The following is a 24,095-nucleotide window of genomic DNA, read 5'->3' as shown; positions in this document are numbered from 1 at the left end:
GCCGCCGGCTGAACAGTTGGGCGCACGCTTTACGTCGCAGCAAGGCGACTTGTGGCGACTGTTTTTTGTGATTCACCTGTTTTTCACTTCTGCAGGGCAAAGATCATTTCAACATGATTCCTGAAGCCCCTGTGTCCTGGGCCTCTCAGCCAACCGGAAGAGTTCTGATATGAGCAATGCGATAAAGCAGTCGGGGGCCTATCTCGAGATCGTCTCGTTCCACCTGGGCGACCAGGAATTCTGCATCGACATCATGGCCATCCGCGAAATCCGCGGTTGGGCTCCGGTGACGCCGATGCCGCATACGCCGCCTTACGTTCTCGGCCTCATCAACCTGCGTGGCGCAGTGATCCCGGTCATCGACATGGCCTGCCGCCTCGGCATGAAGATGACAGAACCGTCCGAGCGTTCCGCCATCATCGTTACCGATATCGCCGGCAAGCTGGTTGGCCTTCTGGTCGAGCAGGTTTCCGACATGATGACCATCAAGAGCGAAGACCTGCAGCCGGCACCGGAAATCATTCCGGAAGCCCAGCGCGACTTCTGCCGTGGCATCGTGGCGCTGGAAAAGACCATGGTCTGCTTCCTCAATCTCGACACCGTCATCGCCGACGAATTGTCGCGCGAAGCCGCCTGATTTCAGCCAAACGGCATTACCGTCTGCAAAAGCGGGGTTCGCATATGAGCCCCGCTTTTCTGCGTCTGCAGGCGTGCAATCACGGCGCCGGCTTTCCCTTCGTCCATGTCACCTGCTGGCCGTAAAGCGGCACGGTAGAGATCGCCATCTTTGCCGAGCCATCGACGACCTGCCGCGAATGGGCGAGATAGATCAGCGTATCATTGGTCTTGTCATAGATGCGCTTGACCAGGAGATCCTTCCAGATCAGCGAGCGGCCCTGCCGAAACACCTCTTCACCGCCCTTGCCAAGATCGATGTCGCCGATCTCGATCGGTCCGGTCTGGCGGCAGGCGATGGAATTGTTGGACGGGTCCTCGAACCATTTTCCATTCTTCAACCGATCGATCATGCTGCGGTCGAAATAGGTCACATGGCAGGTCACGCCCTTCACTTCAGGGTCCGGCACCGCCTCGACGATGATGTCGTTGCCGATCCAATCCACACCGACCTCGCCGACAACCTCCGCCAAGGCAGGGTAGGCCGCAACACCTGCGACGGACGCGGCAAGAGCAAATGGGATAAGGCGGCGAGGCAGGCTGGTCATGGGGGCAAAATCTCCGGTCAACGATCCGTGACAGAGATAAGGCCCGGCAGGCGGCTTGCAAGGCGAACGATGTCCGATCTTGACGTTTATACGGCCTGCAGCTTGCGCATGGTGCAGGCATCGTAGCCACCGGCATAAAGCCGTCCGGCGCGCATGCCGATCGCCCGCGGCACGTCGCTGATATCGGCCACCCGCAACTCCCTTGCAATGGCGATCGAAGCTTGCGCGCAGATGGCGGCATCCTCGGCGGCATTGTGGTGCAGGAAGCTCAAGCCCAGATGCTGCGCCAGGATATTGAGCTTGTGCGAGATCAGCTGCGGCCATACCCTTTGGGCCATCTTGACGCTGCAGACATAGGAAAGTTCAGGATAGCTCTGCCGGTACTGGTCGAGACAGGCGCGCCAGACGGAAAAATCGAAGGCGGCATTGTGGGCGATCATCGTCGCGCCGGCAAAATCGTCGGCGAACTCGTCCATCACCTCGGGAAATTCTCCGGCATCCTCGACATGCTCGGGGCGAATTCCGTGAATGCCTATATTGAATGAAGAAAACCGCATATCCTTCGGTCTGATCAGCCGCTCCTCGACCCGCACGACATGGCCGTCCTCGATCCAGGCAAGTCCGACCGAACAGGCGCTACCGCGTTGCTCGTTGGCGGTTTCGAAATCGATGGCGATGGTCTTCAAGGCAAGGTCCCGGATGTTATTCGCCAATGCTCTTACGCCCGGCCGGGTGATTCGGCAAAACCGCCATATGCAGCAGCTTGACCCTCACACTGCTTCATGGCCCAATGTCTCCATGATCAACGTTGTCGCCCTTACCCATCGGACCATGACCATTCGCCTTGCAGGGCGTGTGGCGGGTTTGGCGCGTTAGTCGATCATCCGTCCACCACCCTGCCGCAATACGGCAGGGTCGGGATTGGACCGCTCTGCCTCGGCAAAACCGAAGAGAGCGAAGATGAACATCCAGCAAGATCCCGAGGAAAATCCTCCCCGAGGCGAAAAATTGGAAAGGCTGACAATCCGTGCCGCCAGCCCGGATGATGCAGAAGCGCTGACCGCACTGGTCAATCTGCCAGGCTGCCGCCATGGAACGCTACGCCTGCCTTTCCAAACCGTGGCCGAGACGCGGCAAAGGCTGGAAACGCTCGGTCCGGGTGGCAAGGAGATCGTCGCCGAATTCGACGGCCGGATCGTCGGCAGCATATTCCTCGGCCCGATGCTTGGCCGGCGCCGACACGTTGCCACGCTCGGCATGGGCGTGCATGACGATTTCGCCGGACGTGGCGTTGGATCGGCGCTGATGAAGGCGGCACTCGACGTGGCCGACAACTGGCTGGGGCTGCGCCGCGTGGAATTGACCGTGTTTACCGACAATGAGCCGGCCATCCGGCTTTATGAAAAAAACGGCTTCGTCACGGAGGGCGTCCTCAAAGATTTCGCCTTCCGCGGCGGTCGTTATGTCGATGCCTTTTCGATGGCACGTCTTACCATCATGGCCGTGGGGTAACACCGGAGTGACCACCGCCCTTTAGATCCACCGCCGCGCTCCCTTATTATCGAGAGCGGCGGTGGCGGAAAGCCATCTCAGAACATCGTATTGTTGTTGGCGGATTTTTCCGGGATCGGCTGGACCGCATCCCAATGTTCCTCGATCTTGCCGTCCTTCAGGCGGAAGATGTCGACGATGGCATTGCCGCGCGTGCCGGGCTCGCGCACGGCAAACACATGCAGGATCACGTAATCGCCATCGGTGAACACCTGTTTGATCTCACTATGCGACTGCGGGTATTTCTCCTTGAGGAAGGAAAGAAACCCCTTCAATCCTTCCGGTCCGTCCGCAGCGTTGGGATTATGCTGCGTATAGGCGCCGAGATAGGCGGAGGCTGCAGCAAAATCCTTCTGGTTCAGTGCCTTCTCGTAGAAATCGAGCACGATTTCCTTGTTGCGCTGCTGAACCGACTGCCCTGCCCGCTGCTGGGCAAGGCTCGGTCCAGCCACTGCCATCGCCAAGGCGGCAACGACTGCAAAACGCACATGTCTCATCGGTATTTTCCTGCTGGTTTGATGACGAACGGTTGCCTGCCAGAAATGCAAATTCCGCTGTCGCTGGAAAATGAACTTCGCTTTACCAGCCCCGATGAGGCAGCATGTTATCAGCCGATAAAGGTAAGCCACTCGTCTTCGGTCATCACCTCGACACCGAGTTCCCGCGCCTTGTCGAGCTTGGAACCGGCACCGGGACCGGCAACGACGTAATCCGTCTTTTTCGACACCGAACCGGCAACCTTGGCACCAAGGCTTTCCGCCCTCGCCTTCGCTTCGTCGCGGGTGAACCTTTCCAGCGATCCGGTAAACACCACCGTCTTGCCCGCGACCGGGCTGTCGGAGGCCGCGACCTGTTCGGCGACCTGCGGTGTCACCTCCTCAAGCAACCGCCCGATGACATCGAGATTGCGCGGTTCCTTGAAGAACTCGACGATGGCGCGGGCGACGATCTCGCCGATCCCCTCGATATTGTTCAGGTCCTGCCAAGCGTCACCGGAGAGTGACGAAGCATCCTTCATGGCCTTGTCGAAGGCCTCATAGCTGCCGTAGTGGCGAGCGAGCAGCTTTGCCGTCGTCTCGCCGACATGGCGAATTCCAAGCGCATAGATGAACCGGTTGAGCGCAATCGAACGCCGCTCATCGATGGCATCGAACAGCTTCTTGACGCTGACCTTGCCGAAGCCTTCGATGTTTTCGAGCTTCATCAGCGGCGAAGCCTCCTGCCGCTTTTTCAGCGTGAAGATATCGGGCGCGGTACGGATCTGCAGCGCCGGATCCTCAGCCTCGAAGAAGAAATCTACCTGTTTGGTGCCCAGTCCCTCGATGTCATAGGCGTTGCGGGAGACGAAATGTTTCAGATGTTCTGTTGCCTGGGCCCGGCAGACGAAACCGCCTGTGCAGCGCGTCACCGAATCGAGCTTGCCGGTCTTTTCATTCTTTTCACGCACCGCATGGCTGTCGCAAACCGGGCATTTGGTCGGGAATTCATATTTCTTCGCATCGGACTGGCGTTTTTCCATCACGACGTCGAGCACCTGCGGGATCACATCCCCTGCCCGCTGCACGATGACTGTATCGCCGATGCGGATATCGTGGTCCTCTTCGCGGATACGTTCGCCGGAATTGCCGATGCCCTCGATATAGTCGGCATTATGCAGCGTCGCATTGGTGACGACGACCCCACCGACGGTGATCGGCGTCAGCCGCGCCACCGGCGTCAGAGCCCCGGTGCGGCCCACCTGGATGTCGATATTCTCGACTGTGGTGAACGCCTGTTCGGCAGGAAACTTGTGCGCCGTTGCCCAGCGCGGCGAACGCGAACGGAAACCGAGCCGTGCCTGCAGATCAAGCCGGTCGACCTTGTAGACGACACCATCGATATCATAATCGAGATCAGGGCGAGCAAGACCGATCTCGTGGTAATGGGCAAGAATGTCGTCGACCGAGTTCAGCCTTTTCATCAACGGGTTCACCGGAAAACCCCAGTCCTTGAAGGTCTGCACCATCTCGTACTGCGTCTTCGGCAGGTCGTTCGGTTCGGAAATCTCACCCCACGCATAAGCGAAGAATTTCAGCTTCCGGCTTTCCGTCACCTTCGCGTCGAGCTGCCGCAATGACCCTGCCGCCGTGTTGCGCGGGTTCACGTAAAGCTGCTTGCCCTGCGTCTCCATCTCGGCATTCAGTGCCAGGAAATCGCTTTTGGCCATATAGACCTCGCCGCGCACCTCGACGACCGGAGGAACACCTTTCGGCAGCCGGTTGGGGATCTCCTTGATCGTCTTCACATTGGCGGTGACATTCTCGCCCGTCGTGCCGTCTCCGCGGGTCGCCGCATTGACCAGAATGCCGCCCTCGTAGCGGATTGACATGGACAGGCCATCGATCTTCGGTTCGGCGGTAATGGCAATCGAATCATCCGGCAGTTGGCCGAGGAAACGATAGACGGACGCGACAAAGTCGCGGACGTCCTCGTCGGAAAACGTGTTGTCGAGCGACAGCATCGGTCGAGAATGGGTGATCTGCGCAAATGTCGGCAGCGGTGCCGCACCGACCTTGATCGACGGACTATCGGCGCGGATCAATTGGGGGAACAGCTCCTCGATCGCCGTGTTGCGGCGCTTCAGCGCATCGTAATCGGCATCCGAGATTTCCGGTGCATCCTGGCCGTGATAGAGCGCGTCGTGATGGGCAAGCGCCTGCGCCAGCCGTTCCAGCTCAGTGGCAGCGGTCTGCTCGTTCAGGGTGTTTATCGGTGTCTGATCGGCGGCCATGCGGGAATCTCCATCTTCACCGCTGTTCTAGTGCAATCGCCGCGGATTGGAAGAAGCGGCATGGCTCACGAACATGTTGAACCGACATCGTGGATGTGTGCCGCCAACGACTGGACGCAATGCGGGGCAGCATCGTAATACCTGCTGGAAATATTCATGTTTGATTGATGGAATTGAAGTGAAGGCAGAGCGCATGACACATCGCTGGACAGATGACGGGCTACGCTATGGTCTAGTCAGCCGGATCTTCCATTGGGCAATGGCCTTCATTATCTGCTGGCAGTTCTCGGGGATCGTTATCAACCGGCTGTTCGGCCGCTCCGCTCTCACCGACCTGCTCAACGGCACCCATGGAGAACTTGGCGTCGCGATCCTGCTGCTGGCGCCGCTGCGCGCTCTTTGGGGATTTTATAACCTCAAGGAGAGGCCTTCCAACGAACGGGGACCGCTTGGTTTCGTCGCGCGGGCGGGCCATGCCCTTCTCTATCTGCTGATGCTGACCATACCTGCCATCGCTCTCCTGAGAGCCATCGGCTCGGAATGGGGCCTGACACTGTTCGGCGTAGAAATCATGCCGCAGGGTGCCGAGCGCGTCGAATGGATGGTTGCACCGGCCAACCTCCTTCATGGCCTATTCGCCTGGGCGCTGCTCACCATGATCGGAGGCCATATCGCCATGGTCCTGATCCACCGCTTTGTCTGGAAGGATGACGTGCTGAGCCGTATGGCGGGAAAGGTCCGCAGACTTCAGGCCGTGCAGTAGTAGGACGACAGCGTCAGCCGTTGCCGGCCAGAAGTGCGGCAGCGGCGGCCCTTGCCTCATCCGTCACCGATGCACCGGACAGCATTCGGGCGATCTCTTCCGCCCTGTGTTCCGGCTGCATCGTCGCGACTCGCGTCGCGATTTTATCCGAGCCGTCTGCAGCCGGGCCCTTGGAGATCAGAAGATGCGTCGCAGCCCGCGCAGCCACTTGCGGCGCATGGGTGACCGACAGGACCTGGACCGTCGAGGACAGCCGTTTCAACCGCTGACCGATCGCATCCGCCACGGCACCGCCCACACCTGTATCGATTTCATCGAAGACCAGCGTCGGTGCGGAACCGCGATCGGCAAGCGCCACCTTCAGCGCCAGCAGGAAACGCGAAAGCTCGCCACCCGAAGCCACCTTCATGATCGGGCCTGGGCGCGTCCCCGGATTGGTCTGGACATGGAACTCGACCGTATCAATGCCCTCGGCTGCCGCACCGTCGGGATCGGCGCTCACCTCGATCATGAAACGCGCACGTTCCAGCTTGAGAGCCGGCAATTCCGCCATGACGGCAGCAGCAAGCGATTCGGCGCCCACTTTGCGCTTTGCCGAAAGAGCGGCAGCGGCATGGTCGAACGCATCCTTGGCTGAAGCTGCAATCTTTTCGAGTTCGCCGAGCTTTTCCTCGCCGGCATCGAGATCGGCAAGATCCCCCGCCATCTTTTCGGCAAGCGCCGGCAGGGCGACGACAGCGACCGAATATTTCCGGGCGGCGGCCCTGAGCGCAAAAAGGCGTTCCTCGACTCGTTCCAGTTCACGCGGATCGAATTCGGTGCGCCTGAGCGCCGTCTCGACTTCCATCTGCGCATTGGAAAGATGGTTCAGCGCCTGGTCCAGCAGCTCCACAGTCTCCTCCAGAAGACCCGGCGCCTCGTGGCTCTTGCGCTCCAGCCGTCGCACCATCGAGGCAATCAGCGGCACAGGAGAGCTATTGCCGTTGAGAAATTCCGACGCCTCGGAAATATCGCCGGCAATCCGCTCCGACTTCTGCATCTTCGAGCGCTGTTCGGCGAGTTCGTCCTCTTCCCCGTCACGCGGAGAAAGCGCTTCGAGTTCCTCGACGGAGGCGCGGATATAATCGGCCTCGCGGGCCGCAGCCTCGACCTTGGCGCGATGCGCCTTGAACGCCCGTTCGGCATCCCGCCATGAACGGTAAAGCCCGCTCACCTGGCTCACCTCGTCGGCAAGCCCGGCAAAGGCATCGAGCAGTGTACGATGGGCATTGGTGTCGATCAGTGCACGGTCGTCATGCTGGCCATGGATTTCGACCAGAACCTGCCCCACCTGACGCATCAGCTGCACGCTGACGGGCTGGTCGTTGATCGAGGCGCGTGTGCGCCCGTCCGCCGATTGGATCCGCCGGAAGATCAGGTCGCCGTCGTCATCGATGCCGTTTTCCTTGAGCAGCTTTCGTGCCGTGTGATGTCCGGGCACGTCGAAGACGGCCGTCACCTGGCCCTTGTCTTCGCCATGACGGACAAGGCCACCGTCACCGCGCCCGCCAAGGGCCAGCGAAAGGCTGTCGAGCAGGATAGACTTGCCGGCCCCGGTCTCGCCCGTCAGCACGGAGAGGCCGGCCTCGAAGCCGAGATCCAGCCGCTCGATCAGAACGATATCGCGGATCGACAACTGGATCAGCATGTGGCCTCGTCAATGAGCTTGGGACGCCTCAGGCGCCGATAAGCTTCGCCCCGGCGCGTGAAATCCACGATCCCTTGTTTTCGCGCGGCTCTACGCCACCCTTCTGCAGCAGCTTGTAGGAATCGTCATACCACTGGCTGTCAGGATAGTTGCGTCCGAGCACCGCAGCAGCTGTCTGCGCCTCCGGGACGATACCCATTGCAAAATAGGTCTCGGTCAGGCGGGCCAGAGCTTCTTCGACCTGATTGGTATTCGAATATTGCTCGACCACGGCGCGGAAGCGCTGAATGGCGGCAAGGTATTCCTTGCGTTCAAGATAATAGCGGCCGATCTGCATTTCCTTGCCGGCCAGCTGGTCGCGGGCGAATCGGATCTTTGCCTGCGCATCCTCGACATATTCCGAGTTCGGATAATCGTTGACGACCTTGCTCATCGCATCGATCGTGCGCAGCGCCGGCTTCTGATCCTGCGTCACGTCGGCGATCTGCTTGGAATAGGAAAGGCCCACCAGATACTGCACATAGGCCGTATCCTGCGACTTCGGGTACTGGCTGAGATAACGGTTACCGCTGGCGATCGCATCGTCATTACGGCCCATACGCTGCTTGACGAACGTGCTCATGACGAGCGCCTTGCGGCCCCATTCGCTGAACGGGTTCTGCTTGTCGATGGCGTCGAACTTGCGGCTCGCCTCGACCATATTGCCTGCCTTCATGTTGGCGAGGCCCTGATTGTAGAGCGCCTCCGGCGATTCGGCCTCAAAGCCGAGCTTCGTTATGTCGATGTCCTTGTCGGACTGGCATGCAGCCAAACCGACACCGGTTCCGATGAGCGCAATCGCCAGGAGGCTTACCCTCGTCAAGCTACGCACGTTTACAAACTTTTCATCAGCCATCCGACAGTCCCTGATCGTCCCCGCGTGAAACCACTCGTGCCCAGCGGCGTACTAGCCATAAAAGCATGGTCAGGGCAACGCAATGGGTTGGCATTAATGCATTTTTGTGGCGAGCCTTGGCGCAAGTGCCTTTTATCAAAAGAAAAAGGCCGCTCCTTTTCGGGAGCGGCCAGTCTGACGGAGGTTACGGCATTCAGGCAAACCAGGGGGCGCACTCGGTCATGCTGACCGGCACGAACTCGCCGGCACGCACGCGGGTGCCGACCGAAGACGGAGCTTCGACAACTTCATAGGCCGTCGGATCGCTCAGAAGCGCCTTCAGCGCGTTGGCATTCATCTTGTGGCCACCACGATAGGAACGGTAGCAGCCGATGAACTGGGCGCCGGCCAAAGCCAGATCGCCCACCGCGTCCAGCGTCTTGTGACGGACGAACTCGTCCTTCGCGTAGCGCAGGCCTTCGATATTCACGACCGTATCGTCATCTGAAATGACGACAGAATTTTCCAGCGACGAACCGAGCGCATAACCGGCAGCCCAGAGCCGCTCGACGTCACGCATGAAACCGAAGGTGCGGGCACGCGAAAGCTCTGCCTTGAAGGACGCAGCAGTCAGATCGCCCTTCCAGCTCTGCCGGCCGATCAGCGGCGAGGAAAAATCGATCTCGACCTCGAAGCGGGTACCGTCATAAGGGCGAAACTCCGACCAGGAAGCGCCCGAATCGATTCGCACCGGCTTCACGACGCGAATGTAGCGACGCTTGATACCGAGATTGACGATACCGACCTGTTCGATCGCTTCGATGAAAGGATAGGAACTGCCGTCCATGATCGGCATTTCGGCGCCGTCGACTTCGACAATCACGTTATCGATGCCAAGCGCGTAAAGCGCCGCCATCACGTGTTCGATGGTTGCCACCCACTTGCCAGGCGACATGCCAAGCACGGTGCAGAGATCCGTTGGCCCGACCTGCGAGGAAACCGCGCGGTATTCGACGGTATTGCCGTCATCCAGATTACGGCTGAACATGATGCCCGTACCGGCTTCCGCCGGCTGGAAGGTGATCATCACCGGCGCCCCAGAATGAACACCGATGCCGCTCAACGTAACCGGAGCAGCAATCGTTGCCTGAAATCCGAGCAATCCAATTGTCATTACTTAACGCCTTCTCAATTCCTCGTACCCGCCATCCGCGGGTCCGTATTCCTGTGTTGTCGAAACGATTTACACTCAATGTTCCAACATCGTTCAGTGTCCTAAATACGCATGCTCTTGGCTCTTTCCAAATCACTGTTCGTTTCGCATTGTTACGGTTCCCTGACAGGCGCGGAAAGCTGGATCGGGAACACCGAGAGCCACCATTCCGTTGACCCAAGCCATTGAAATAAAAAACGAATTATTCGGACGCCAGTAAACGATCGACGCTGAAAGGCCCGGGTGAGATCACCCGGGCCTTTTCAACTTTGTTATCAGCCGTTAACTCAGTTCGACTGGCGGCGCAGGAAGGCCGGAATTTCGAGCTGGTCGTCTTCCTGATGCGACTGCGGAACCGAACGACCGTGGTCGTCGAGGTTGCCGCGACGCGGTGCATAAAGGCTGGCTTCCGGCGAAAGCGGCCGGCGCTGCTGCTGCGGAGCAGGCGCGGACCCCGTCATGTCCGACTGAACATGCTCTTCTTCATCACGGCGACCAAGCGAATTGGTGATTCGCTTCAGCAGGCCCATCGGACCGCGCTCTTCCTGCATGTGCTGCGCAGGCTGGGCGCGATGATCCATCTCGGCCTTCACCACCGGCGGAAAGTCTTCGACCTTCGGCATGCGGATCGGTTCCATGATCGGCTCGCGCTGCACCGGCTGCGCCATGCGCGGAGCAGGCTGGCTCATCACCGGAGCCGGAGCGGGCTGATAAACCGGAGCAGGCTGCGGCGCCGGCTGAGCCGGACGCATCATCTGCGGAGCAGGCATTTCGGCCGGAGGAGCAGCGAAGATGCGGCTCTGCGGACGGAACTCTTCCTGCGGCTGGGCAATCGGCTGCGGAGCCGGTGCGGCCTGCATCGGGATGGCAAGGACCTGTTCCATTTCGGCTTCTGCCTGGCGGATCGTCTCGGCGATGGGGTCGGCAACCTTATGTGCCTGGGGTGCCTGCATCATCGCAGGCTGAGATGCGGCCGGAGCCGGAGCAACGGCCGCTGAAGGACGGATAATCGGCTTCTGCGCAGCGCGCATCTCGGCCGCACGCAGATCGACCTCACCATGGGCACGATCGATACCGGTTGCCACGACGGAGACACGGATCAGGCCTTCGAGCGCTTCGTCGAAGGTTGCGCCAAGGATGATGTTGGCATCCGGATCGACTTCTTCGCGAATGCGGGTCGCAGCTTCGTCGACTTCGAACAGCGTCAGGTCGCGACCGCCGGTGATCGAGATCAGCAGGCCCTGGGCACCCTTCATCGAGGTTTCGTCGAGCAGCGGGTTGGCGATTGCAGCTTCTGCAGCCTGCAATGCACGGCCCGAACCGGAAGCCTCACCGGTACCCATCATGGCGCGGCCCATCTCGCGCATCACCGAACGGACGTCGGCGAAGTCGAGGTTGATCAGGCCTTCCTTGACCATCAGGTCGGTGATGCAGGCAACGCCCGAATAGAGAACCTGGTCGGCCATTGCGAATGCGTCGGCAAAGGTGGTCTTGTCGTTGGCGATGCGGAACAGGTTCTGGTTCGGAATGACGATCAGTGTATCGACCGACTTCTGCAGTTCCTGGATGCCCTGTTCGGCCAGACGCATGCGGCGTCCGCCTTCGAAGTGGAACGGCTTGGTGACGACGCCGACGGTCAGGATGCCCTTGTTGCGGGCGGCCTGTGCGACGACCGGAGCAGCACCGGTGCCGGTGCCGCCGCCCATGCCGGCGGTGACGAAGCACATATGCGTACCGTTGAGGTGATCGATGATCTCGTCGATGCACTCTTCGGCAGCAGCACGTCCGACTTCAGGCTGCGAGCCCGCACCGAGACCTTCGGTAACCTGCACACCCATCTGGATGATGCGCTCGGCCTTGGTCATGGTCAGCGCCTGGGCATCGGTGTTAGCAACGACGAAATCGACGCCTTCGAGCCCGGCAGTGATCATGTTGTTGACGGCGTTGCCGCCGCCGCCGCCCACGCCGAACACGGTGATCCGAGGCTTCAGCTCGGTGATATCAGGGCTTTTCAGCTTGATAGTCATTGTACCTTTTCCTTCTGCTTTTGGCCGCGTCGCCGAGCTGACCAATTCTTGTCCAATTCACTTTGATGAGGGAGGGCTGTCTCCCCGATCAAAAACTTTCTTTCAGCCACTGCCCCATGCGGGCCAGGCGACCGTTTCCATTGCCGAACGAGGCGATCAGGCCGCCCTGCGAGGCATGTGTTTCCATATCCGCCACCTGCGGGTAGATGATCAGGCCGACGGCAGTCGAGAAAGCCGGACCCTTTGCAGCGGCCGGCAGACCCGAAACGCCCATCGGGCGGCCGATCCGAACATTGCGGGCGAGAATCCGGCGCGCCGTTTCCGGCAGACCCGTCAGCTGGCTCGCACCACCTGTCAGCACCACACGCTTGCCGACGATCGGGCTGAAACCGGATCGCTGGATCCGGTCACGGATCAGCTCCAGCGTTTCCTCGATACGAGCATTGACAATACGGGTGACAAGCGAGCGCGGCACCTGGGTCGGCTGGTCGCGATCATCCTCGCCGATTGGCGGTACGGAGATCACGTCACGTTCATCGCCTCCATTGGCGAGTGCCGAACCATGAACAACTTTCATGCGCTCGGCATCTTCTATCCGAGTCGATAGTCCTCGCGCCAGATCTGTCGTGACATGATGGCCACCAAGACCGATGGCATCGGTGTGAACCAGCTTGCCCTCGCAGAAGACCGAGATCGTCGTCGTGCCGCCACCCATGTCGATCGCAGCACATCCGAGTTCGACTTCGTCATCGACCAGAGCCGCCAGACCGCTGGCATAAGGCGTTGCGACCATGCCTTCGACGGAAAGATGCGCGCGGTTAACGCAGAGCTCCAGGTTCTTCAGCGTAACCCGTTCAGCCGTCACGAAATGCATGTCGACGCCAAGTTCGTCACCATACATGGACAGCGGATCGCGGATGCCGCGCTCGCCGTCGAGCGAGAAGCCCGTCGGCAGCGAATGCAGGATGGCGCGGTCATGACGCTGCGACTGCTGGCTTGCCGCGGCAAGCACCTTGCGCAGGTCACCGGTTTCGACTTCCTGGCCGCCGAGATCGATGGTCGCGGTGTAGACGTCGCTCGCCAGCCGGCCGGCAGATACGTTGACGATCAGGCTGTCGACGGTCAGTCCAGCCATGCGCTCAGCGGCGTCAACGGCCAGCCGTACGACGCTTTCGGCCGCATCAAGATCGGCGATCACGCCGGACTTCACGCCGCGCGAGCGCTGGTGGCCGATGCCGATGATTTCGACATGATGAGTGCGACCCGGCAGGATCTGGCTTTCCTGACGCGGGGTCAGCCGTGCGATCATGCACACGACCTTGGTCGACCCGATGTCCAGGACCGATACGACGTGGCTACGTTTGGATGACAATGGCTTCATGCGTGGCAAACCGAATTGAGAGGAACCGAAGACACTCACGACTGCTCCCCAGCTTTCTTGAGGGCCTTTGTGCGTGCATCGAGCGCCTGCTGGCGCCGCTCCACAGCGGCCGAAGTCAATTGAATGGTGGTGCGATCCCGCAGACGCAGGTCGACCGCCGCGATATCGCGCTCCAGCACGCCCTGATCCTTTTCAAGACGCACGAGCAGCGCCAGGGCAGCGGCGATGTTATCTTCCGGCAGCTTCAGAACGATGCCGTTGTCGAGATGGAGATCCCAGCGTCGGCTGGACACCCGAACATACGCCCTCACCCGGCTCTGCAGTTCCGGCCACTTGTCCATCTCCTTGGCGAAGGATGCGGCAGCGATTTCCGCGTCGCGACCGACAAACAGCGGCAGAGACGCAAACTTGTTGTCCTTGAGCGGTGCGATGACCGAACCGTTCTTTTCGATCAGCGACAGATCCGAACCATGCTGCCAGATGCCGAATGCCTTGCGCTCCTTCAGCATCACCTCGATCGTGCGCGGATAGACCTTGCGCACTTCGGCATATTCGACCCAGGGAAGCTCGGAGAGCTTGCGGCGCGCAGAATCGATATCAAGCGCTACCAGCGACGTCGTGCCATCCAGTCCCAGAAGCTGCAGGATGTCGATTTCCGACGTCTGGTCGTTGCCGGAAACGCGGACATCCTCGATGGCAAAGCCGACAGCTGCAGTTGTCGTCTGGGCAACATTGTGGCCGTGGCCACCGAGCGACATGCCGTAAAGCCCGACGGCTGCAAAAAACGCGAAAGTAGAGAGAGTGCCGGTGTGCCGGGGAATATCGATACGGCCGGTCGCAAGGCTGACCGCGAAGCGTACGGCACGACGCAGCGGACGCGGCAAGACGCGACGGTCGTCTGCCCCAGCAACGCTGGGAGCGGCACGACGGTGCGATCCACCTGCCTTTTTGCCCATCACCGTAGACACGAAGCGTCCTCCACCATCCAGCGAACAAGCTCACCAAAGGAATATCCAGCGTGAGCAGCCATTTCAGGCACCAGAGACGTCGGAGTCATGCCCGGTTGGGTATTGACCTCGAGCCAGATGACTTCACCCTCGTCGGAGAAACGATCATCGAAGCGGAAGTCCGACCGACTCACGCCGCGGCAACCAATCGCCTCATGTGCCTTGACCGACCATGCTTGTATTTTTTGGTAAATATTCGGTGAAATTTGTGCCGGAATGACATGATGCGAACCACCTTCGGCATATTTCGCATCATAATCATAAAAACCAGGCCCGGCCGTCACGACTTCCGTCACTCCTAGGGGCTCGCCATTCATGACCCCACAGGTCAGTTCACGGCCATGAACGTAACGCTCGACCATGACCGCGTCGCCATAACGCCATTCAGGCGACGTCATGATCTGCGGCGGATGAGATTGATCTTCGCGAACGATGACGACACCGAAAGACGAACCTTCACGAACCGGCTTCACCACATAGGGCGCAGGCATCGGGTGCACGGAGGTAAAATCCTTGCGGTTCATCACCAGCGCATCGGCAACCGGAATGCCGGCAGCCTTGGCGACATGTTTGGCCTGGCTCTTGTCCATGGCCAGAGCCGAGGCAAGCACGCCCGAATGCGTATAGGGAATTTCAAGATATTCGAGGACACCCTGAATAGTGCCATCCTCGCCGAAAGGACCATGGAGGGCATTGAACGCCACGTCAGGCCGCAGATCCGACAGCACCGCAGCCACATCACGGCCGACATCGACTCGGGTGACGCGAAAGCCTTCACCCTCCAGCGCGTCCGCGCAGGCATTGCCGGAGGACAGGCTGACAGGCCGCTCGGAGGAAAAACCTCCCATTAAAACAGCCACGTGCTTGCCAACCATCAACCACTCCTTGAGAAACACCAATTTCGAAATTCGGAGACATCCGGGCATCCACGCCCCACGATTCTCGCCGATCTGTCATGCATTGGTGCAGCAAAATGGTTAACAAATCGTTTACTTTGCTTAACGATGAGCAGCAAGACACTGAAAACAAACGATAAAATTCATACACAAATGGTTAACGCGGAACTTTAGGCCGCGGCGCCCCGCCTCGATAGACACACGGATCTACCGTTGCGCCGGCAGCTTATGATTCTCTTTCGCAGCGATTTTTTTTGCATTTATTGCGGAACAAAGGCTTTCCGTTGCCATAAAATTACGATACTGGCCATGCGAGCTCTTCCAGGAGCCACAACAACCATCTTATATGAACTGGAATCAGTATGACTAACGCGATGCCCTCCGCCTCGCCGTCAGCTGAGCCGTTAGCGCCTGTTGCAACGAATTCGCCTGCACGCGTCCTGACGGCCAGCCTGGTCGGCACGACGATCGAGTTCTTCGATTTTTATGTGTACGCCACCGCTGCGGTGCTCGTTTTCCCGGCTCTGTTCTTCCCGAACAACGACCCGACGACGGCCCTTCTGGCGTCCTTTGCCACATTCTCGATCGCCTTTTTCGCCCGCCCGCTCGGCGCCGTCGTTTTTGGTCACTTCGGTGATCGCGTCGGCCGCAAGACCACGCTCGTGGCTGCCCTGCTCACGATGGGTATTTCGACCGTCGTGATCGGCCTTCTGCCGTCCTATGAGACGATCGGCGTCCTGGCGCCGCTTCTGCTGGCTTTGTGCCGTTTCGGCCAGGGTTTCGGCCTAGGCGGCGAATGGGGTGGCGCAGTTCTGCTTGCGACGGAAAATGCACCTCCCGGCAAGCGTACCTGGTATGGCATGTTCCCGCAGCTTGGCGCGCCCGTCGGCCTGTTTTTGTCTTCCGGCGTGTTCTGGATCCTCCTGCACTTCATCTCGCAGGAAGCACTGCTGAGCTGGGGCTGGCGCGTCCCGTTCCTCGCCTCGACGATCCTGATCGTCATCGGCCTGTGGGTTCGTCTGTCGATCACCGAAACGCCCGCCTTCCAGAAGGCGATCGACAAGCATGAGCGCGTCGAAGTGCCGGTTGCGGAACTCTTCCGCAAACACAAGCGCAGCCTGTTCCTCGGCACCTTCGTGGCGCTGGCGACCTTCGTGCTCTTCTATATCGGCACCGCTTATCTTCTGTCCTACAACATCAAGGTCCTGAAGCTGCCCTTCCTCGACGCTCTGGAAATCCAGATCCTCGGCTCGGTCATCTTCGGTCTGGCGATCCCGGTCATCGGCAAGCTCGGTGACCGTTACGGACGCCGCCAGATGCTGACACTGACGACGGTGCTGATCGGCCTGTTTTCCTTCGCCCTGCCGTCGCTGATGACGAATGGCGAAGGCGGCATCATCGTCTTCATCATCGGCGCGATGATCCTGATGGGCATGACCTACGGCCTGATCGGTACGGCACTTGCCGCCCCCTTCCCGACCTCGGTCCGCTATACCGGCTCGTCGATCACCTTCAACCTGGCTGGCATTTTCGGCGCCTCGCTGGCGCCCTACATCGCCACCTACCTGCAGTCCACCTACGGCATGACCTATGTCGGTTATTATCTCGGCATTGCAGCACTGATCACCCTCGCCTGCATCCTGCTTTCGGGCAAGGACGAGGTCTGATCCGAAACCCAATCAAGGCCACGGCGTTTCTGTTGAACGCCGTGGCCTCGTCATACCGAAGGCAGGCGCCCGATACAGGCATCAACGCTGCGGCATGACAAACACAAAGGCCATCCTCGTGGATGGCCTTTTTTTGTTTTCGCACACAGCGTTTCAAGCCGCTGGCGAATGTCGATCAATCTCCGGCATGATTGAGGCTTTCGCCGACATACAGCCAAGTTCAAAGCTTTCAGCATCGCCGGATGGCAAGACGGCGTTTTGGCAACATACGGTGGGGATTGCGTAAAGCCCTTCTTGCATAAAGCCAGCACTCCTTCCGCCGATCTCATCAGCGGTGAAAAGAAGGGGCCTTCCGCAGGGCCTTGGCGCGGCACGTTGGATTCCGCTCATGGGCCCCCGGGTAACCTCGCCTCTGGGCACAGCATGTCTCCCCAGCCACCACCATGGCCGCCTTGCAGCATACGCGCGCCTGCGCATGATCCACGTAGCGTCGCAACCAACCCCGACAGCAAAAAGGCCGGAGCATCAATGATGCTCCGGCCTCCTGATCAATGCGGGCCTGGCGATAAACCGGGCTCGCTTTTCTCTTTGCGAAGATTACTCGGCGCTGTCTTCAGCGGCCTTCTTCTTCGGTGCAGCCTTCTTCTTCGGAGCTGCGGCTTCGTCGCCTTCAGCACCTTCGGCTTCAGCCTTGGCCTTCTTCGGCGCAGCCTTCTTCTTGGCCGGCTTGTCGTCGCCTTCGGCTTCGTCGTCAGCCATCAGCTCTTCCTTGGTAACCGTCTTGTCGGTGACGTTCACTTCGGTCAGCAGCTTGTCGATGACCTTCTCTTCAAAGATCGGTGCGCGCAGCGAGTTGGAAGCACCAGGCGTGTTGCGGAAGAAATCGAGGATTTCCTTCTGCTGACCCGGGAACTGCTGAAGCTGTGCGTAAAGCGCGCGCTGCAGTTCTTCTTCGGTGACTTCGACACCGGCCTTTTCGCCGATTTCCGAGAGAACCAGGCCCAGACGAACACGACGTTCGGCAAGCTTGCGGTATTCGGCGCGAGCTTCTTCCTCGGTCGTGTCTTCGTCTTCGAAGGTCTTGCCGGACTGGGCAAGATCGGTGTTGATCTGGCGCCAGATGTTGTCGAACTCGGCATCGACCAGGCCCTGCGGCGCGTCGAACTGGTACATTTCGTCAAGCTGATCGAGAATCTGACGCTTGACCTTCTGGCGCGTCAGGTTGCCGTACTGGCTTTCGATCTGGCCGCGGACGATTTCCTTCAGGCGATCGACCGATTCGAGGCCGAGCTTGGAGGCGAGTTCGTCGTTGATCTCGACTTCACCTGCAGCCGCCACGTCCTTGACGGTGATGTCGAAGGTGGCGTCCTTGCCGGCGAGGTTCGCAGCAGGATATTCAGCCGGGAAAGTCACGGTGATGACCTTCTCATCGCCGGCCTTGACGCCGACCAGCTGGTCTTCGAAGCCCGGAATGAACTGGCCCGAACCGAGAACCAGCTCTGCGTCTTCGGCAGCGCCGCCATCGAAGGCAACGCCGTCGACCTTGCCGAGGTAGTTCATCGTGACGCGGTCGCCATTGGCGGCCTTGCCCTTCTTGGTTTCGTAAGTGCGAGCGCTTTCAGCGATCTTGAGGATCTGCTCGGTAACTTCCTCGTCGGCGATTTCGACCACTTCGCGGGTAACCGCGATCTTGTCGGTCGGCTTCAGCTCGATCGGCGGGATAACTTCGTAGGTCAGCGTGAACTCGAGGTCAGCCTGGGCGCTGAGGATCTTTTCAGCTTCGGCTTCATCCTCGGTCATCGCGATCGACGGCTGGGTAGCCGACTTCTCGCCGCGCTCGGAAAGAATCTTGCCCGGGCGGTCGCGGACGATCTCGTTGACGAGATCAGCCATCATCGACTTGCCATACATCTTCTTCAGATGCGCCATCGGCACCTTGCCCGGACGGAAGCCGTTGATGCGGACCTTGTCCTTCGCGTCGGCGAGACGGACGTTAAGCTCGGCCTCCATATCCTTCTTGGGGATAACGACCTTGATTTCGCGCTTCAGCCCTTCAGCGAGCGTTTCGGTAACCTGCATTTTCAAACCTTCATATCGTGGCGGCGGTGCCCAATATCCGGCAGTAAGAGCCGTTGATCAGTGAACACATCGCCGGAACTTCAAAGAGACCAGCCGCGGCATTAAGGCGCCGGTCGTTCGCCTAACTTCGGCTCAAGACCACACCTTGGCGGTGCTGGTGCGGGTAGAGAGACTTGAACTCCCACGCCTTGCGGCACCAGAACCTAAATCTGGCGTGTCTACCAATTTCACCATACCCGCGCCCCAAACCGCGTCGAAATACCTCGTCGCCAGAGGCCTTCCGGAGCGCGCGTCTCTATATCACCCGTTTTCCTGCACGCAAAGGAAAAATGACGATTGCACGACGGAAGAATCCCACCGATCCCGCACATCTTCAAAGTGATTGCGGCAGTTGCTGATTGTCATGAGCAAAGAGCAAAGCGGGGCTGGCGGCAGCACGACACGCTCGAAATCCAAGCCATGCGCGAAGAGCATGACATCCATTCGACGTTTGCAGTGCAAAATACCCCTGAAATTCTGTAGTTTCACCTCAACAACGAAACGCGCTGCGGAAGGAAAAAACTTTCCGGCGCTTCGGATGAAATGCTTAACATAGGCTCATCCGAAAACGGAATTCGGGTCACGCACTCCTTCTCCCAAGCGTGAACCCGTGCAGACTGGCGGTACTCCTCCTCCCGATCGCCGGTCATCCATATGACGCTCACCGGACCTCCTCCCCCGGTGGGCGTCGTTCGTTTCAGCCCTCGAAAACCTGCGCCCGATCCGACCGCTGTCGTGCAATGCGCAGGACGCATAGGTGACATACAAAACATGCGCTGTTTTTTGTGCAGGTCCTCATTTAAAACGATTAGCAGATGAAGAGGGCGGAATTGACGCCCACAAGGCAAAGGACACCCACAATGAGCATCGCAAAGAAATTCAGCGACTGGCGCAAGTACCGCGAAACCATCACCGAACTCGGCCGCATGACCGATCGCGAACTTGGTGACCTCGGCATCGGCCGCTCGGACATCCGCCGCGTCGCCCGGACTGCCGTCGGCTTCTAATTCTTCTTCGACATCGACAGTCGATTGAAAACGCCTCCTTCGGGAGGCGTTTTTCGTTTGCGGTCAAGACCTTGGCCGACAACCCCTCAGCTGCTTATTTTTCAGCCCTAGCCTCGAAAACGGGCAACGCACTGCACAAATGCATGGCAGTCGCACATTTTTTGCACTCCACATTATTATTATTCGTGCGTATAACAACGTCATCGCCGGAGCCGATAACGAGCGCCGGAAAAGACGACCTGAGGAAAACACCATGAACCCGATCCGTATCGCAAAGAACTGGGTCAGCTACCGCCGCACGATGAACGAGCTTGGCAACCTGTCCAACCAGGCCCTGTCGGACATCGGCCTGACCCGTTACGACATCCGCAACATCGCGGCCCGTTCCTTCCGTTAATCCCCGACGGATGGCAGGTTTAAGCCTGCCTGATGGAATGAAGACCTGAAGGCAGCGTGGTCGATTTGACCTGCTGCTCAAGCGGCAAGTCTTGAAGACGGCATCGAGCTGTCGAAGATCGACATGATTTTCGCGTTGATGCCGGGACCGAACACCCAAGGATGATCAAAGGCACCTTTTCAGGTGCCTTTTTGATTCCTGTCTGCTGCAGGCCGTGATAATGACGCGCCCCATGACAGACATATCCTATTCCCCCATTCACATCATCGGCGGTGGCCTTGCCGGCTCGGAAGCAGCCTGGCAGATCGCAAAGGCTGGCATTCCGGTCATCCTGCATGAAATGCGCGGCGTTCGCGGCACCGATGCCCACAAGACAGACGGACTTGCCGAGCTCGTCTGCTCCAACTCGTTCCGCTCGGACGACGCGACGGCCAATGCCGTCGGCGTCATTCATGCCGAGATGCGCCTTGCCGGCTCGCTCATCATCGCGTGTGCCGACAAACACCAGGTTCCGGCCGGTGGCGCGTTGGCAGTCGACCGCGACGCTTTTTCGGATGCCGTGACCGCTGCGATTGCGAGCCATCCGCTGATATCGGTAGTGCGCGAGGAGATAGAAGGCCTGCCGCCCGAGGAATGGGATCTCGCGATCGTCGCGACGGGCCCGCTCACTTCGCCAGCCCTTGCCGCCTCCATCCAGTCGCAGACCGGAGAAGATCAGCTCGCCTTTTTCGACGCGATCGCACCGATCATCCATCGAGATTCGATCGACATGGATATCTGCTGGTACCAGTCCCGCTACGACAAGGTCGGTCCGGGCGGCACGGGCAAGGATTATATCAACTGCCCGATGGACGAGGCGCAATACAACGCATTTCTCGATGCGCTGATCGCCGGCGACGCGGTGGGCTTCAAGGAATGGGAAGGCACGCCCTATTTCGACGGCTGCCTGCCGATCGAGGTCATGGCTGAACGTGGCCGCGAGACGCTGCGCCACGGCCCGATGAAACCGATGGGCCTCACCAACTCCCACAATCCGACAGTCAAGGCCTATGCAGTCGTCCAGCTTCGCCAGGATAACGCACTCGGCACGCTCTATAATATGGTGGGTTTCCAGACAAAGCTGAAATACGGCGCCCAGGCGGAGATCTTCCGGATGATTCCGGGCCTGCAAAATGCCGAATTTGCCCGTCTCGGCGGCCTGCACCGCAATACCTATATCCAGTCACCGATCCTGCTCGACAGGACACTGACCCTGAAAAACCGCCCGGGCCTGAGATTTGCCGGTCAGATCACCGGCTGCGAGGGTTATGTGGAAAGTGCGGCGATCGGACTTCTGGCAGGGCGTTTTGCCGCCGCCGAGCGCAAGGGCGAGCAACTGGTCCCGCCTCCGGCGACCACCGCCTTCGGCTCACTGCTCGGCCATATTACCGGCGGTCACCTCGTTCATGACGAGGAACCGGGCAAGCGCTCGTTCCAGCCGATGAACATCAATTTCGGCCTGTTCCCCGAACTGGAACCCGGTTCGATCGTAAAGCCGGAAGGCGTCAAGCGTTTCCGCGGCAAGGACAAGACGATCATGAAGCGGCAATTGATGTCGGCGCGCGCGTTGAAGGATTGCGCTACTTGGCTCGGTCAGGAGTAGCGGCATCGCCGTCGGCAACCGCCATTTCCGGGTTGGTTGCCGGCCCGCCGTCTTCATTGCCGGCACTCTCCTGCTCGTGGTCGGCGACGCTGACGTAATTGTCGAGAAGCCACAGCGAGACTTCCGCGGCTTCCCGTTCGCTTGCGAAGATGAACTCGCCGCTATGGGCGGGCGCATCCAGAAACTCGGCGGTAAACCCTTTCGAGTCCGATCGCGGCACCAGACGCACGCGGCCCGGCCGGATCAGATGGCAGGCATAATGATTGCTGCGGCTGCGCATGAAACCGGTCTTGCTGTCATGCAGGCGCACGAAGAACGCATTGCCGTCGGCCGTGATGTGAAGGCTGCGGATCGCTTCCTCCGGAAAGGCGCGGCCGAATTCGAGAATTGCCGCCCCGACATCGTGGCGATCCTGCTCGGCACCTTTGCGGGCGATGCGCCTGATGTAGAACACCAGTCCGAGAATCAAGCCGACGATAACGATCCATGCGATAGACGAGCTCAAACCGATTCTCCTTCGGTATAGCGGGCCGCGGGTTGCATCATGCCTAGCCTGCGAGGCTTGCGCGAGTGTTATCTGGCATCAGAGGCGGCGCAGAAAGGCGGCCTTCATCATTATGATCTGCCGGCGCCATTGCGCCTGCTGCAGTCCACCCTCAAGCGCGGAAGCGCCCATTCGCCGCGCACCGACCAACACCGCCCTGCTGAGGCTAGCCGGAAGAAAGGCCGGAAATACGGATGTCGGGATTGGTCCGGCTCTTTGCGCTTTTTCCAGATGCTCGAGCCCAAGCCCCGCAAACGCCTCGATCGCCGCCGAGATGCGGAGCTTGTCTTCACCGGCAAGAAAGCCGTCGCGATCAAGACCGGTCGCCGAAAGAATGTCGAGGGGCAGATAGAGCTGCCGCCTGCGCGTGTGGATCGGCAACAGCATGAGGAAGCCGGCGATCGACTGGGCCACGCCTGCATGGCCTGCCGCTTCAGTCGAGTGTATCGCGTCCTCATGCGAGAGAATGAGGCTTGCCAGCTGGATAAGCGCCGAAGCCGTTTCACCCGCATAACCTTCAACCGCGTTCCGGTCCGGCAAGGGATCGTCATAGAGATCGAATATCCGCGCCTCGGTCATCGCCACCAGCGTCTGCCGCGGCAGGCGGTATTGTTCGACCGCATCCATCAGCGCCGCCGCAACAGGATTGCCGACGCTATCGCCCGCAGCACTTCCCTCGAGAAGATCCCGCCACCATTGCAGACGGATTTCACCGGGCAGTGCCTCGCGCACCACGTCCCGGACGCGACCGATTTCGGCATTGAAGGCATAAAGGGCAGCAAGAGCGCCGCGTTTCTCCTCGGGCGACAGGAGGACGGCGAGATAACGATCACGATCCGTATCGCGCAACGTGGAAAGGCAGAGCATGCCGATGTCGGCGATCGCGGGTGTCATATCAGACCGCAATAAGCGCCGCGGCCACCGCGCGGTCTTCCATCAGCATGATGTTGAAGGTGCGCACTGCAGCGCCGGTGCTCATCGGATCAGACGAAATGCCCTTGGCTCTCAGCGCTGCCTTGAGCTCGGCCGGCAGGGGTTGGAACCCGGTCCCTGTGCCGACCAGCAGAAACTCGATACCGGACGCCTCGCCCAGCACGCGCTCGAAGGCCTCGACGGTCAGAGGATCACCCTCCTCCATCTTCCAGCCGTGAATACCGGAGGGCATGCACAGCAGCGAGCCGCGATGCGACATGTCAGCGAACCGGAATCCGCCATTGCCATAAGCGTCGATCGGTGCGCGGCCGGGAAAATGCGCTTCCCTGATCTCGATACCTCTCGCCATGGCAATTGCCTTCCTCAAGAATGATTTTGCCCGGACACGGTCCTGT

The 24,095-nt window shown here is 59.7% G+C and carries 23 protein-coding genes and 1 tRNA gene; 8 read left to right on the top strand and 16 right to left on the bottom strand.

Features of this window, described 5'->3' with window-relative positions:
• Positions 1–169 precede the first annotated feature (169 nt).
• Positions 170–637, top strand: a complete 468-nt coding sequence (locus AC2GXZ_RS05190; RefSeq protein WP_145636504.1) for a chemotaxis protein CheW — start codon at positions 170–172, stop codon at positions 635–637.
• Between the two features lie 79 nt (positions 638–716).
• Here the strand turns inward: AC2GXZ_RS05190 and AC2GXZ_RS05185 are convergent, their stop codons facing one another.
• Together AC2GXZ_RS05185 and AC2GXZ_RS05180 are read right to left on the bottom strand one after the other, a co-directional pair.
• Positions 717–1,223 carry a CreA family protein gene (locus AC2GXZ_RS05185; protein ID WP_483758032.1) on the bottom strand — a complete coding sequence of 169 codons (507 nt, stop codon included), beginning with the start codon at positions 1,221–1,223 and terminating at the stop codon, positions 717–719.
• 86 nt (positions 1,224–1,309) lie between these two features.
• Positions 1,310–1,909 (bottom strand): 3'-5' exonuclease, encoded by a 600-nt coding sequence (locus AC2GXZ_RS05180; protein WP_483758031.1) that lies wholly within the window; start codon positions 1,907–1,909, stop codon positions 1,310–1,312.
• 274 nt (positions 1,910–2,183) lie between these two features.
• Between AC2GXZ_RS05180 and AC2GXZ_RS05175 the strand changes: the two genes are divergently transcribed.
• Positions 2,184–2,735: a GNAT family N-acetyltransferase gene (locus AC2GXZ_RS05175; RefSeq protein ID WP_483758030.1), complete on the top strand. Its 552-nt coding sequence runs from the start codon at positions 2,184–2,186 to the stop codon at positions 2,733–2,735.
• Positions 2,736–2,812: 77 nt separating this feature from the next.
• Here the strand turns inward: AC2GXZ_RS05175 and AC2GXZ_RS05170 are convergent, their stop codons facing one another.
• Together AC2GXZ_RS05170 and ligA are read right to left on the bottom strand one after the other, a co-directional pair.
• The gene (locus AC2GXZ_RS05170) at positions 2,813–3,271 is read right to left on the bottom strand and encodes a nuclear transport factor 2 family protein (protein ID WP_483758029.1); all 459 of its coding nucleotides are present in this window, start codon (positions 3,269–3,271) and stop codon (positions 2,813–2,815) included.
• Positions 3,272–3,381: 110 nt separating this feature from the next.
• Positions 3,382–5,544: an NAD-dependent DNA ligase LigA gene (ligA, locus tag AC2GXZ_RS05165; protein ID WP_483758028.1), complete on the bottom strand. Its 2,163-nt coding sequence runs from the start codon at positions 5,542–5,544 to the stop codon at positions 3,382–3,384.
• 193 nt (positions 5,545–5,737) lie between these two features.
• On the opposite strand from ligA, the gene AC2GXZ_RS05160 reads away from it, so the two are divergent.
• On the top strand, positions 5,738–6,307 hold the full coding sequence (locus AC2GXZ_RS05160; protein WP_483758027.1) for a cytochrome b: 570 nt from the start codon (positions 5,738–5,740) through the stop codon (positions 6,305–6,307).
• Between the two features lie 13 nt (positions 6,308–6,320).
• Here AC2GXZ_RS05160 and recN read toward each other — a convergent pair whose 3' ends face one another.
• From recN to AC2GXZ_RS05125, 7 genes are all read right to left on the bottom strand, one after another.
• On the bottom strand, positions 6,321–7,994 hold the full coding sequence (recN, locus tag AC2GXZ_RS05155; protein ID WP_483758026.1) for a DNA repair protein RecN: 1,674 nt from the start codon (positions 7,992–7,994) through the stop codon (positions 6,321–6,323).
• A gap of 28 nt (positions 7,995–8,022) precedes the next feature.
• Positions 8,023–8,889: an outer membrane protein assembly factor BamD gene (locus AC2GXZ_RS05150; protein ID WP_483758025.1), complete on the bottom strand. Its 867-nt coding sequence runs from the start codon at positions 8,887–8,889 to the stop codon at positions 8,023–8,025.
• Between the two features lie 193 nt (positions 8,890–9,082).
• Complete coding sequence (lpxC, locus tag AC2GXZ_RS05145; RefSeq protein ID WP_483758024.1) at positions 9,083–10,042, bottom strand: UDP-3-O-acyl-N-acetylglucosamine deacetylase; 960 nt, start codon at positions 10,040–10,042, stop codon at positions 9,083–9,085.
• Positions 10,043–10,368: 326 nt separating this feature from the next.
• Positions 10,369–12,108 (bottom strand): cell division protein FtsZ, encoded by a 1,740-nt coding sequence (gene ftsZ / locus AC2GXZ_RS05140; protein ID WP_483758023.1) that lies wholly within the window; start codon positions 12,106–12,108, stop codon positions 10,369–10,371.
• Between the two features lie 88 nt (positions 12,109–12,196).
• Positions 12,197–13,528 (bottom strand): cell division protein FtsA, encoded by a 1,332-nt coding sequence (ftsA, locus tag AC2GXZ_RS05135; protein WP_483758022.1) that lies wholly within the window; start codon positions 13,526–13,528, stop codon positions 12,197–12,199.
• The gene (locus AC2GXZ_RS05130) at positions 13,525–14,445 is read right to left on the bottom strand and encodes a cell division protein FtsQ/DivIB (protein WP_483758274.1); all 921 of its coding nucleotides are present in this window, start codon (positions 14,443–14,445) and stop codon (positions 13,525–13,527) included. The genes ftsA and AC2GXZ_RS05130 overlap by 4 nt, the downstream gene beginning before the upstream one ends.
• The gene (locus AC2GXZ_RS05125) at positions 14,445–15,371 is read right to left on the bottom strand and encodes a D-alanine--D-alanine ligase (protein ID WP_483758273.1); all 927 of its coding nucleotides are present in this window, start codon (positions 15,369–15,371) and stop codon (positions 14,445–14,447) included. Before AC2GXZ_RS05125 ends, AC2GXZ_RS05130 begins: the two co-directional genes overlap by 1 nt.
• A gap of 383 nt (positions 15,372–15,754) precedes the next feature.
• Here AC2GXZ_RS05125 and AC2GXZ_RS05120 point away from each other — a divergent pair, with 383 nt between their 5' ends.
• Positions 15,755–17,059: an MFS transporter gene (locus AC2GXZ_RS05120; protein WP_483758021.1), complete on the top strand. Its 1,305-nt coding sequence runs from the start codon at positions 15,755–15,757 to the stop codon at positions 17,057–17,059.
• 597 nt (positions 17,060–17,656) lie between these two features.
• On the opposite strand, the gene tig is transcribed toward AC2GXZ_RS05120, so the two are convergent.
• Positions 17,657–19,138 carry a trigger factor gene (tig, locus tag AC2GXZ_RS05115; RefSeq protein WP_483758020.1) on the bottom strand — a complete coding sequence of 494 codons (1,482 nt, stop codon included), beginning with the start codon at positions 19,136–19,138 and terminating at the stop codon, positions 17,657–17,659.
• Between the two features lie 155 nt (positions 19,139–19,293).
• Positions 19,294–19,378 (bottom strand) — tRNA-Leu (locus AC2GXZ_RS05110).
• Positions 19,379–19,474: 96 nt separating this feature from the next.
• On the opposite strand from AC2GXZ_RS05110, the gene AC2GXZ_RS05105 reads away from it, so the two are divergent.
• The 4 genes from AC2GXZ_RS05105 (at position 19,475) to trmFO (ending at position 22,223) form a co-directional block, all read left to right on the top strand.
• Positions 19,475–19,660 (top strand): hypothetical protein, encoded by a 186-nt coding sequence (locus AC2GXZ_RS05105; protein ID WP_483758019.1) that lies wholly within the window; start codon positions 19,475–19,477, stop codon positions 19,658–19,660.
• Positions 19,661–20,037: 377 nt separating this feature from the next.
• A complete protein-coding gene (locus tag AC2GXZ_RS05100; protein WP_483758018.1) occupies positions 20,038–20,184 on the top strand; it encodes a DUF1127 domain-containing protein in 147 nt (48 codons plus the stop codon).
• A 253-nt stretch (positions 20,185–20,437) separates the two neighbouring features.
• Positions 20,438–20,581: a DUF1127 domain-containing protein gene (locus tag AC2GXZ_RS05095; RefSeq protein ID WP_119940433.1), complete on the top strand. Its 144-nt coding sequence runs from the start codon at positions 20,438–20,440 to the stop codon at positions 20,579–20,581.
• Between the two features lie 232 nt (positions 20,582–20,813).
• Positions 20,814–22,223 carry a methylenetetrahydrofolate--tRNA-(uracil(54)-C(5))-methyltransferase (FADH(2)-oxidizing) TrmFO gene (gene trmFO, locus AC2GXZ_RS05090; RefSeq protein ID WP_483758017.1) on the top strand — a complete coding sequence of 470 codons (1,410 nt, stop codon included), beginning with the start codon at positions 20,814–20,816 and terminating at the stop codon, positions 22,221–22,223.
• On the opposite strand, the gene AC2GXZ_RS05085 is transcribed toward trmFO, so the two are convergent.
• From AC2GXZ_RS05085 to AC2GXZ_RS05075, 3 genes are all read right to left on the bottom strand, one after another.
• Complete coding sequence (locus AC2GXZ_RS05085; protein WP_483758016.1) at positions 22,201–22,728, bottom strand: hypothetical protein; 528 nt, start codon at positions 22,726–22,728, stop codon at positions 22,201–22,203. The genes trmFO and AC2GXZ_RS05085 overlap by 23 nt on opposite strands.
• A gap of 78 nt (positions 22,729–22,806) precedes the next feature.
• Complete coding sequence (locus tag AC2GXZ_RS05080; protein ID WP_483758015.1) at positions 22,807–23,661, bottom strand: phytoene/squalene synthase family protein; 855 nt, start codon at positions 23,659–23,661, stop codon at positions 22,807–22,809.
• Between the two features lies 1 nt (position 23,662).
• Positions 23,663–24,049, bottom strand: a complete 387-nt coding sequence (locus tag AC2GXZ_RS05075; protein WP_483758014.1) for an Mth938-like domain-containing protein — start codon at positions 24,047–24,049, stop codon at positions 23,663–23,665.
• Positions 24,050–24,095: the final 46 nt, after the last annotated feature.

This window comes from Aliirhizobium sp. YIM B11859 (assembly GCF_057163345.1).
Note: the sequence above shows the minus strand (reverse complement) of the source record. Positions and strands in the feature narration are given on the sequence as shown.

Excerpts from the sequence above, each read along its gene's own strand:
- AC2GXZ_RS05075 (WP_483758014.1), bottom strand. The coding sequence starts at position 24,049 with ATGGCGAGAGGTATCGAGATCAGGGAAGCGCATTTTCCCGGCCGCGCA.
- trmFO (WP_483758017.1), top strand. The coding sequence starts at position 20,814 with ATGACAGACATATCCTATTCCCCCATTCACATCATCGGCGGTGGCCTT.
- AC2GXZ_RS05130 (WP_483758274.1), bottom strand. The coding sequence starts at position 14,445 with ATGGGCAAAAAGGCAGGTGGATCGCACCGTCGTGCCGCTCCCAGCGTT.
- AC2GXZ_RS05185 (WP_483758032.1), bottom strand. The coding sequence starts at position 1,223 with ATGACCAGCCTGCCTCGCCGCCTTATCCCATTTGCTCTTGCCGCGTCC.
- AC2GXZ_RS05175 (WP_483758030.1), top strand. The coding sequence starts at position 2,184 with ATGAACATCCAGCAAGATCCCGAGGAAAATCCTCCCCGAGGCGAAAAA.
- lpxC (WP_483758024.1), bottom strand. The coding sequence starts at position 10,042 with ATGACAATTGGATTGCTCGGATTTCAGGCAACGATTGCTGCTCCGGTT.
- tig (WP_483758020.1), bottom strand. The coding sequence starts at position 19,138 with ATGCAGGTTACCGAAACGCTCGCTGAAGGGCTGAAGCGCGAAATCAAG.
- AC2GXZ_RS05100 (WP_483758018.1), top strand. The coding sequence starts at position 20,038 with ATGAGCATCGCAAAGAAATTCAGCGACTGGCGCAAGTACCGCGAAACC.
- ftsZ (WP_483758023.1), bottom strand. The coding sequence starts at position 12,108 with ATGACTATCAAGCTGAAAAGCCCTGATATCACCGAGCTGAAGCCTCGG.
- AC2GXZ_RS05160 (WP_483758027.1), top strand. The coding sequence starts at position 5,738 with ATGACACATCGCTGGACAGATGACGGGCTACGCTATGGTCTAGTCAGC.
- AC2GXZ_RS05125 (WP_483758273.1), bottom strand. The coding sequence starts at position 15,371 with ATGGTTGGCAAGCACGTGGCTGTTTTAATGGGAGGTTTTTCCTCCGAG.
- AC2GXZ_RS05150 (WP_483758025.1), bottom strand. The coding sequence starts at position 8,889 with ATGGCTGATGAAAAGTTTGTAAACGTGCGTAGCTTGACGAGGGTAAGC.
- recN (WP_483758026.1), bottom strand. The coding sequence starts at position 7,994 with ATGCTGATCCAGTTGTCGATCCGCGATATCGTTCTGATCGAGCGGCTG.
- AC2GXZ_RS05170 (WP_483758029.1), bottom strand. The coding sequence starts at position 3,271 with ATGAGACATGTGCGTTTTGCAGTCGTTGCCGCCTTGGCGATGGCAGTG.
- AC2GXZ_RS05095 (WP_119940433.1), top strand. The coding sequence starts at position 20,438 with ATGAACCCGATCCGTATCGCAAAGAACTGGGTCAGCTACCGCCGCACG.
- ligA (WP_483758028.1), bottom strand. The coding sequence starts at position 5,544 with ATGGCCGCCGATCAGACACCGATAAACACCCTGAACGAGCAGACCGCT.
- AC2GXZ_RS05080 (WP_483758015.1), bottom strand. The coding sequence starts at position 23,661 with ATGACACCCGCGATCGCCGACATCGGCATGCTCTGCCTTTCCACGTTG.
- AC2GXZ_RS05120 (WP_483758021.1), top strand. The coding sequence starts at position 15,755 with ATGACTAACGCGATGCCCTCCGCCTCGCCGTCAGCTGAGCCGTTAGCG.
- AC2GXZ_RS05190 (WP_145636504.1), top strand. The coding sequence starts at position 170 with ATGAGCAATGCGATAAAGCAGTCGGGGGCCTATCTCGAGATCGTCTCG.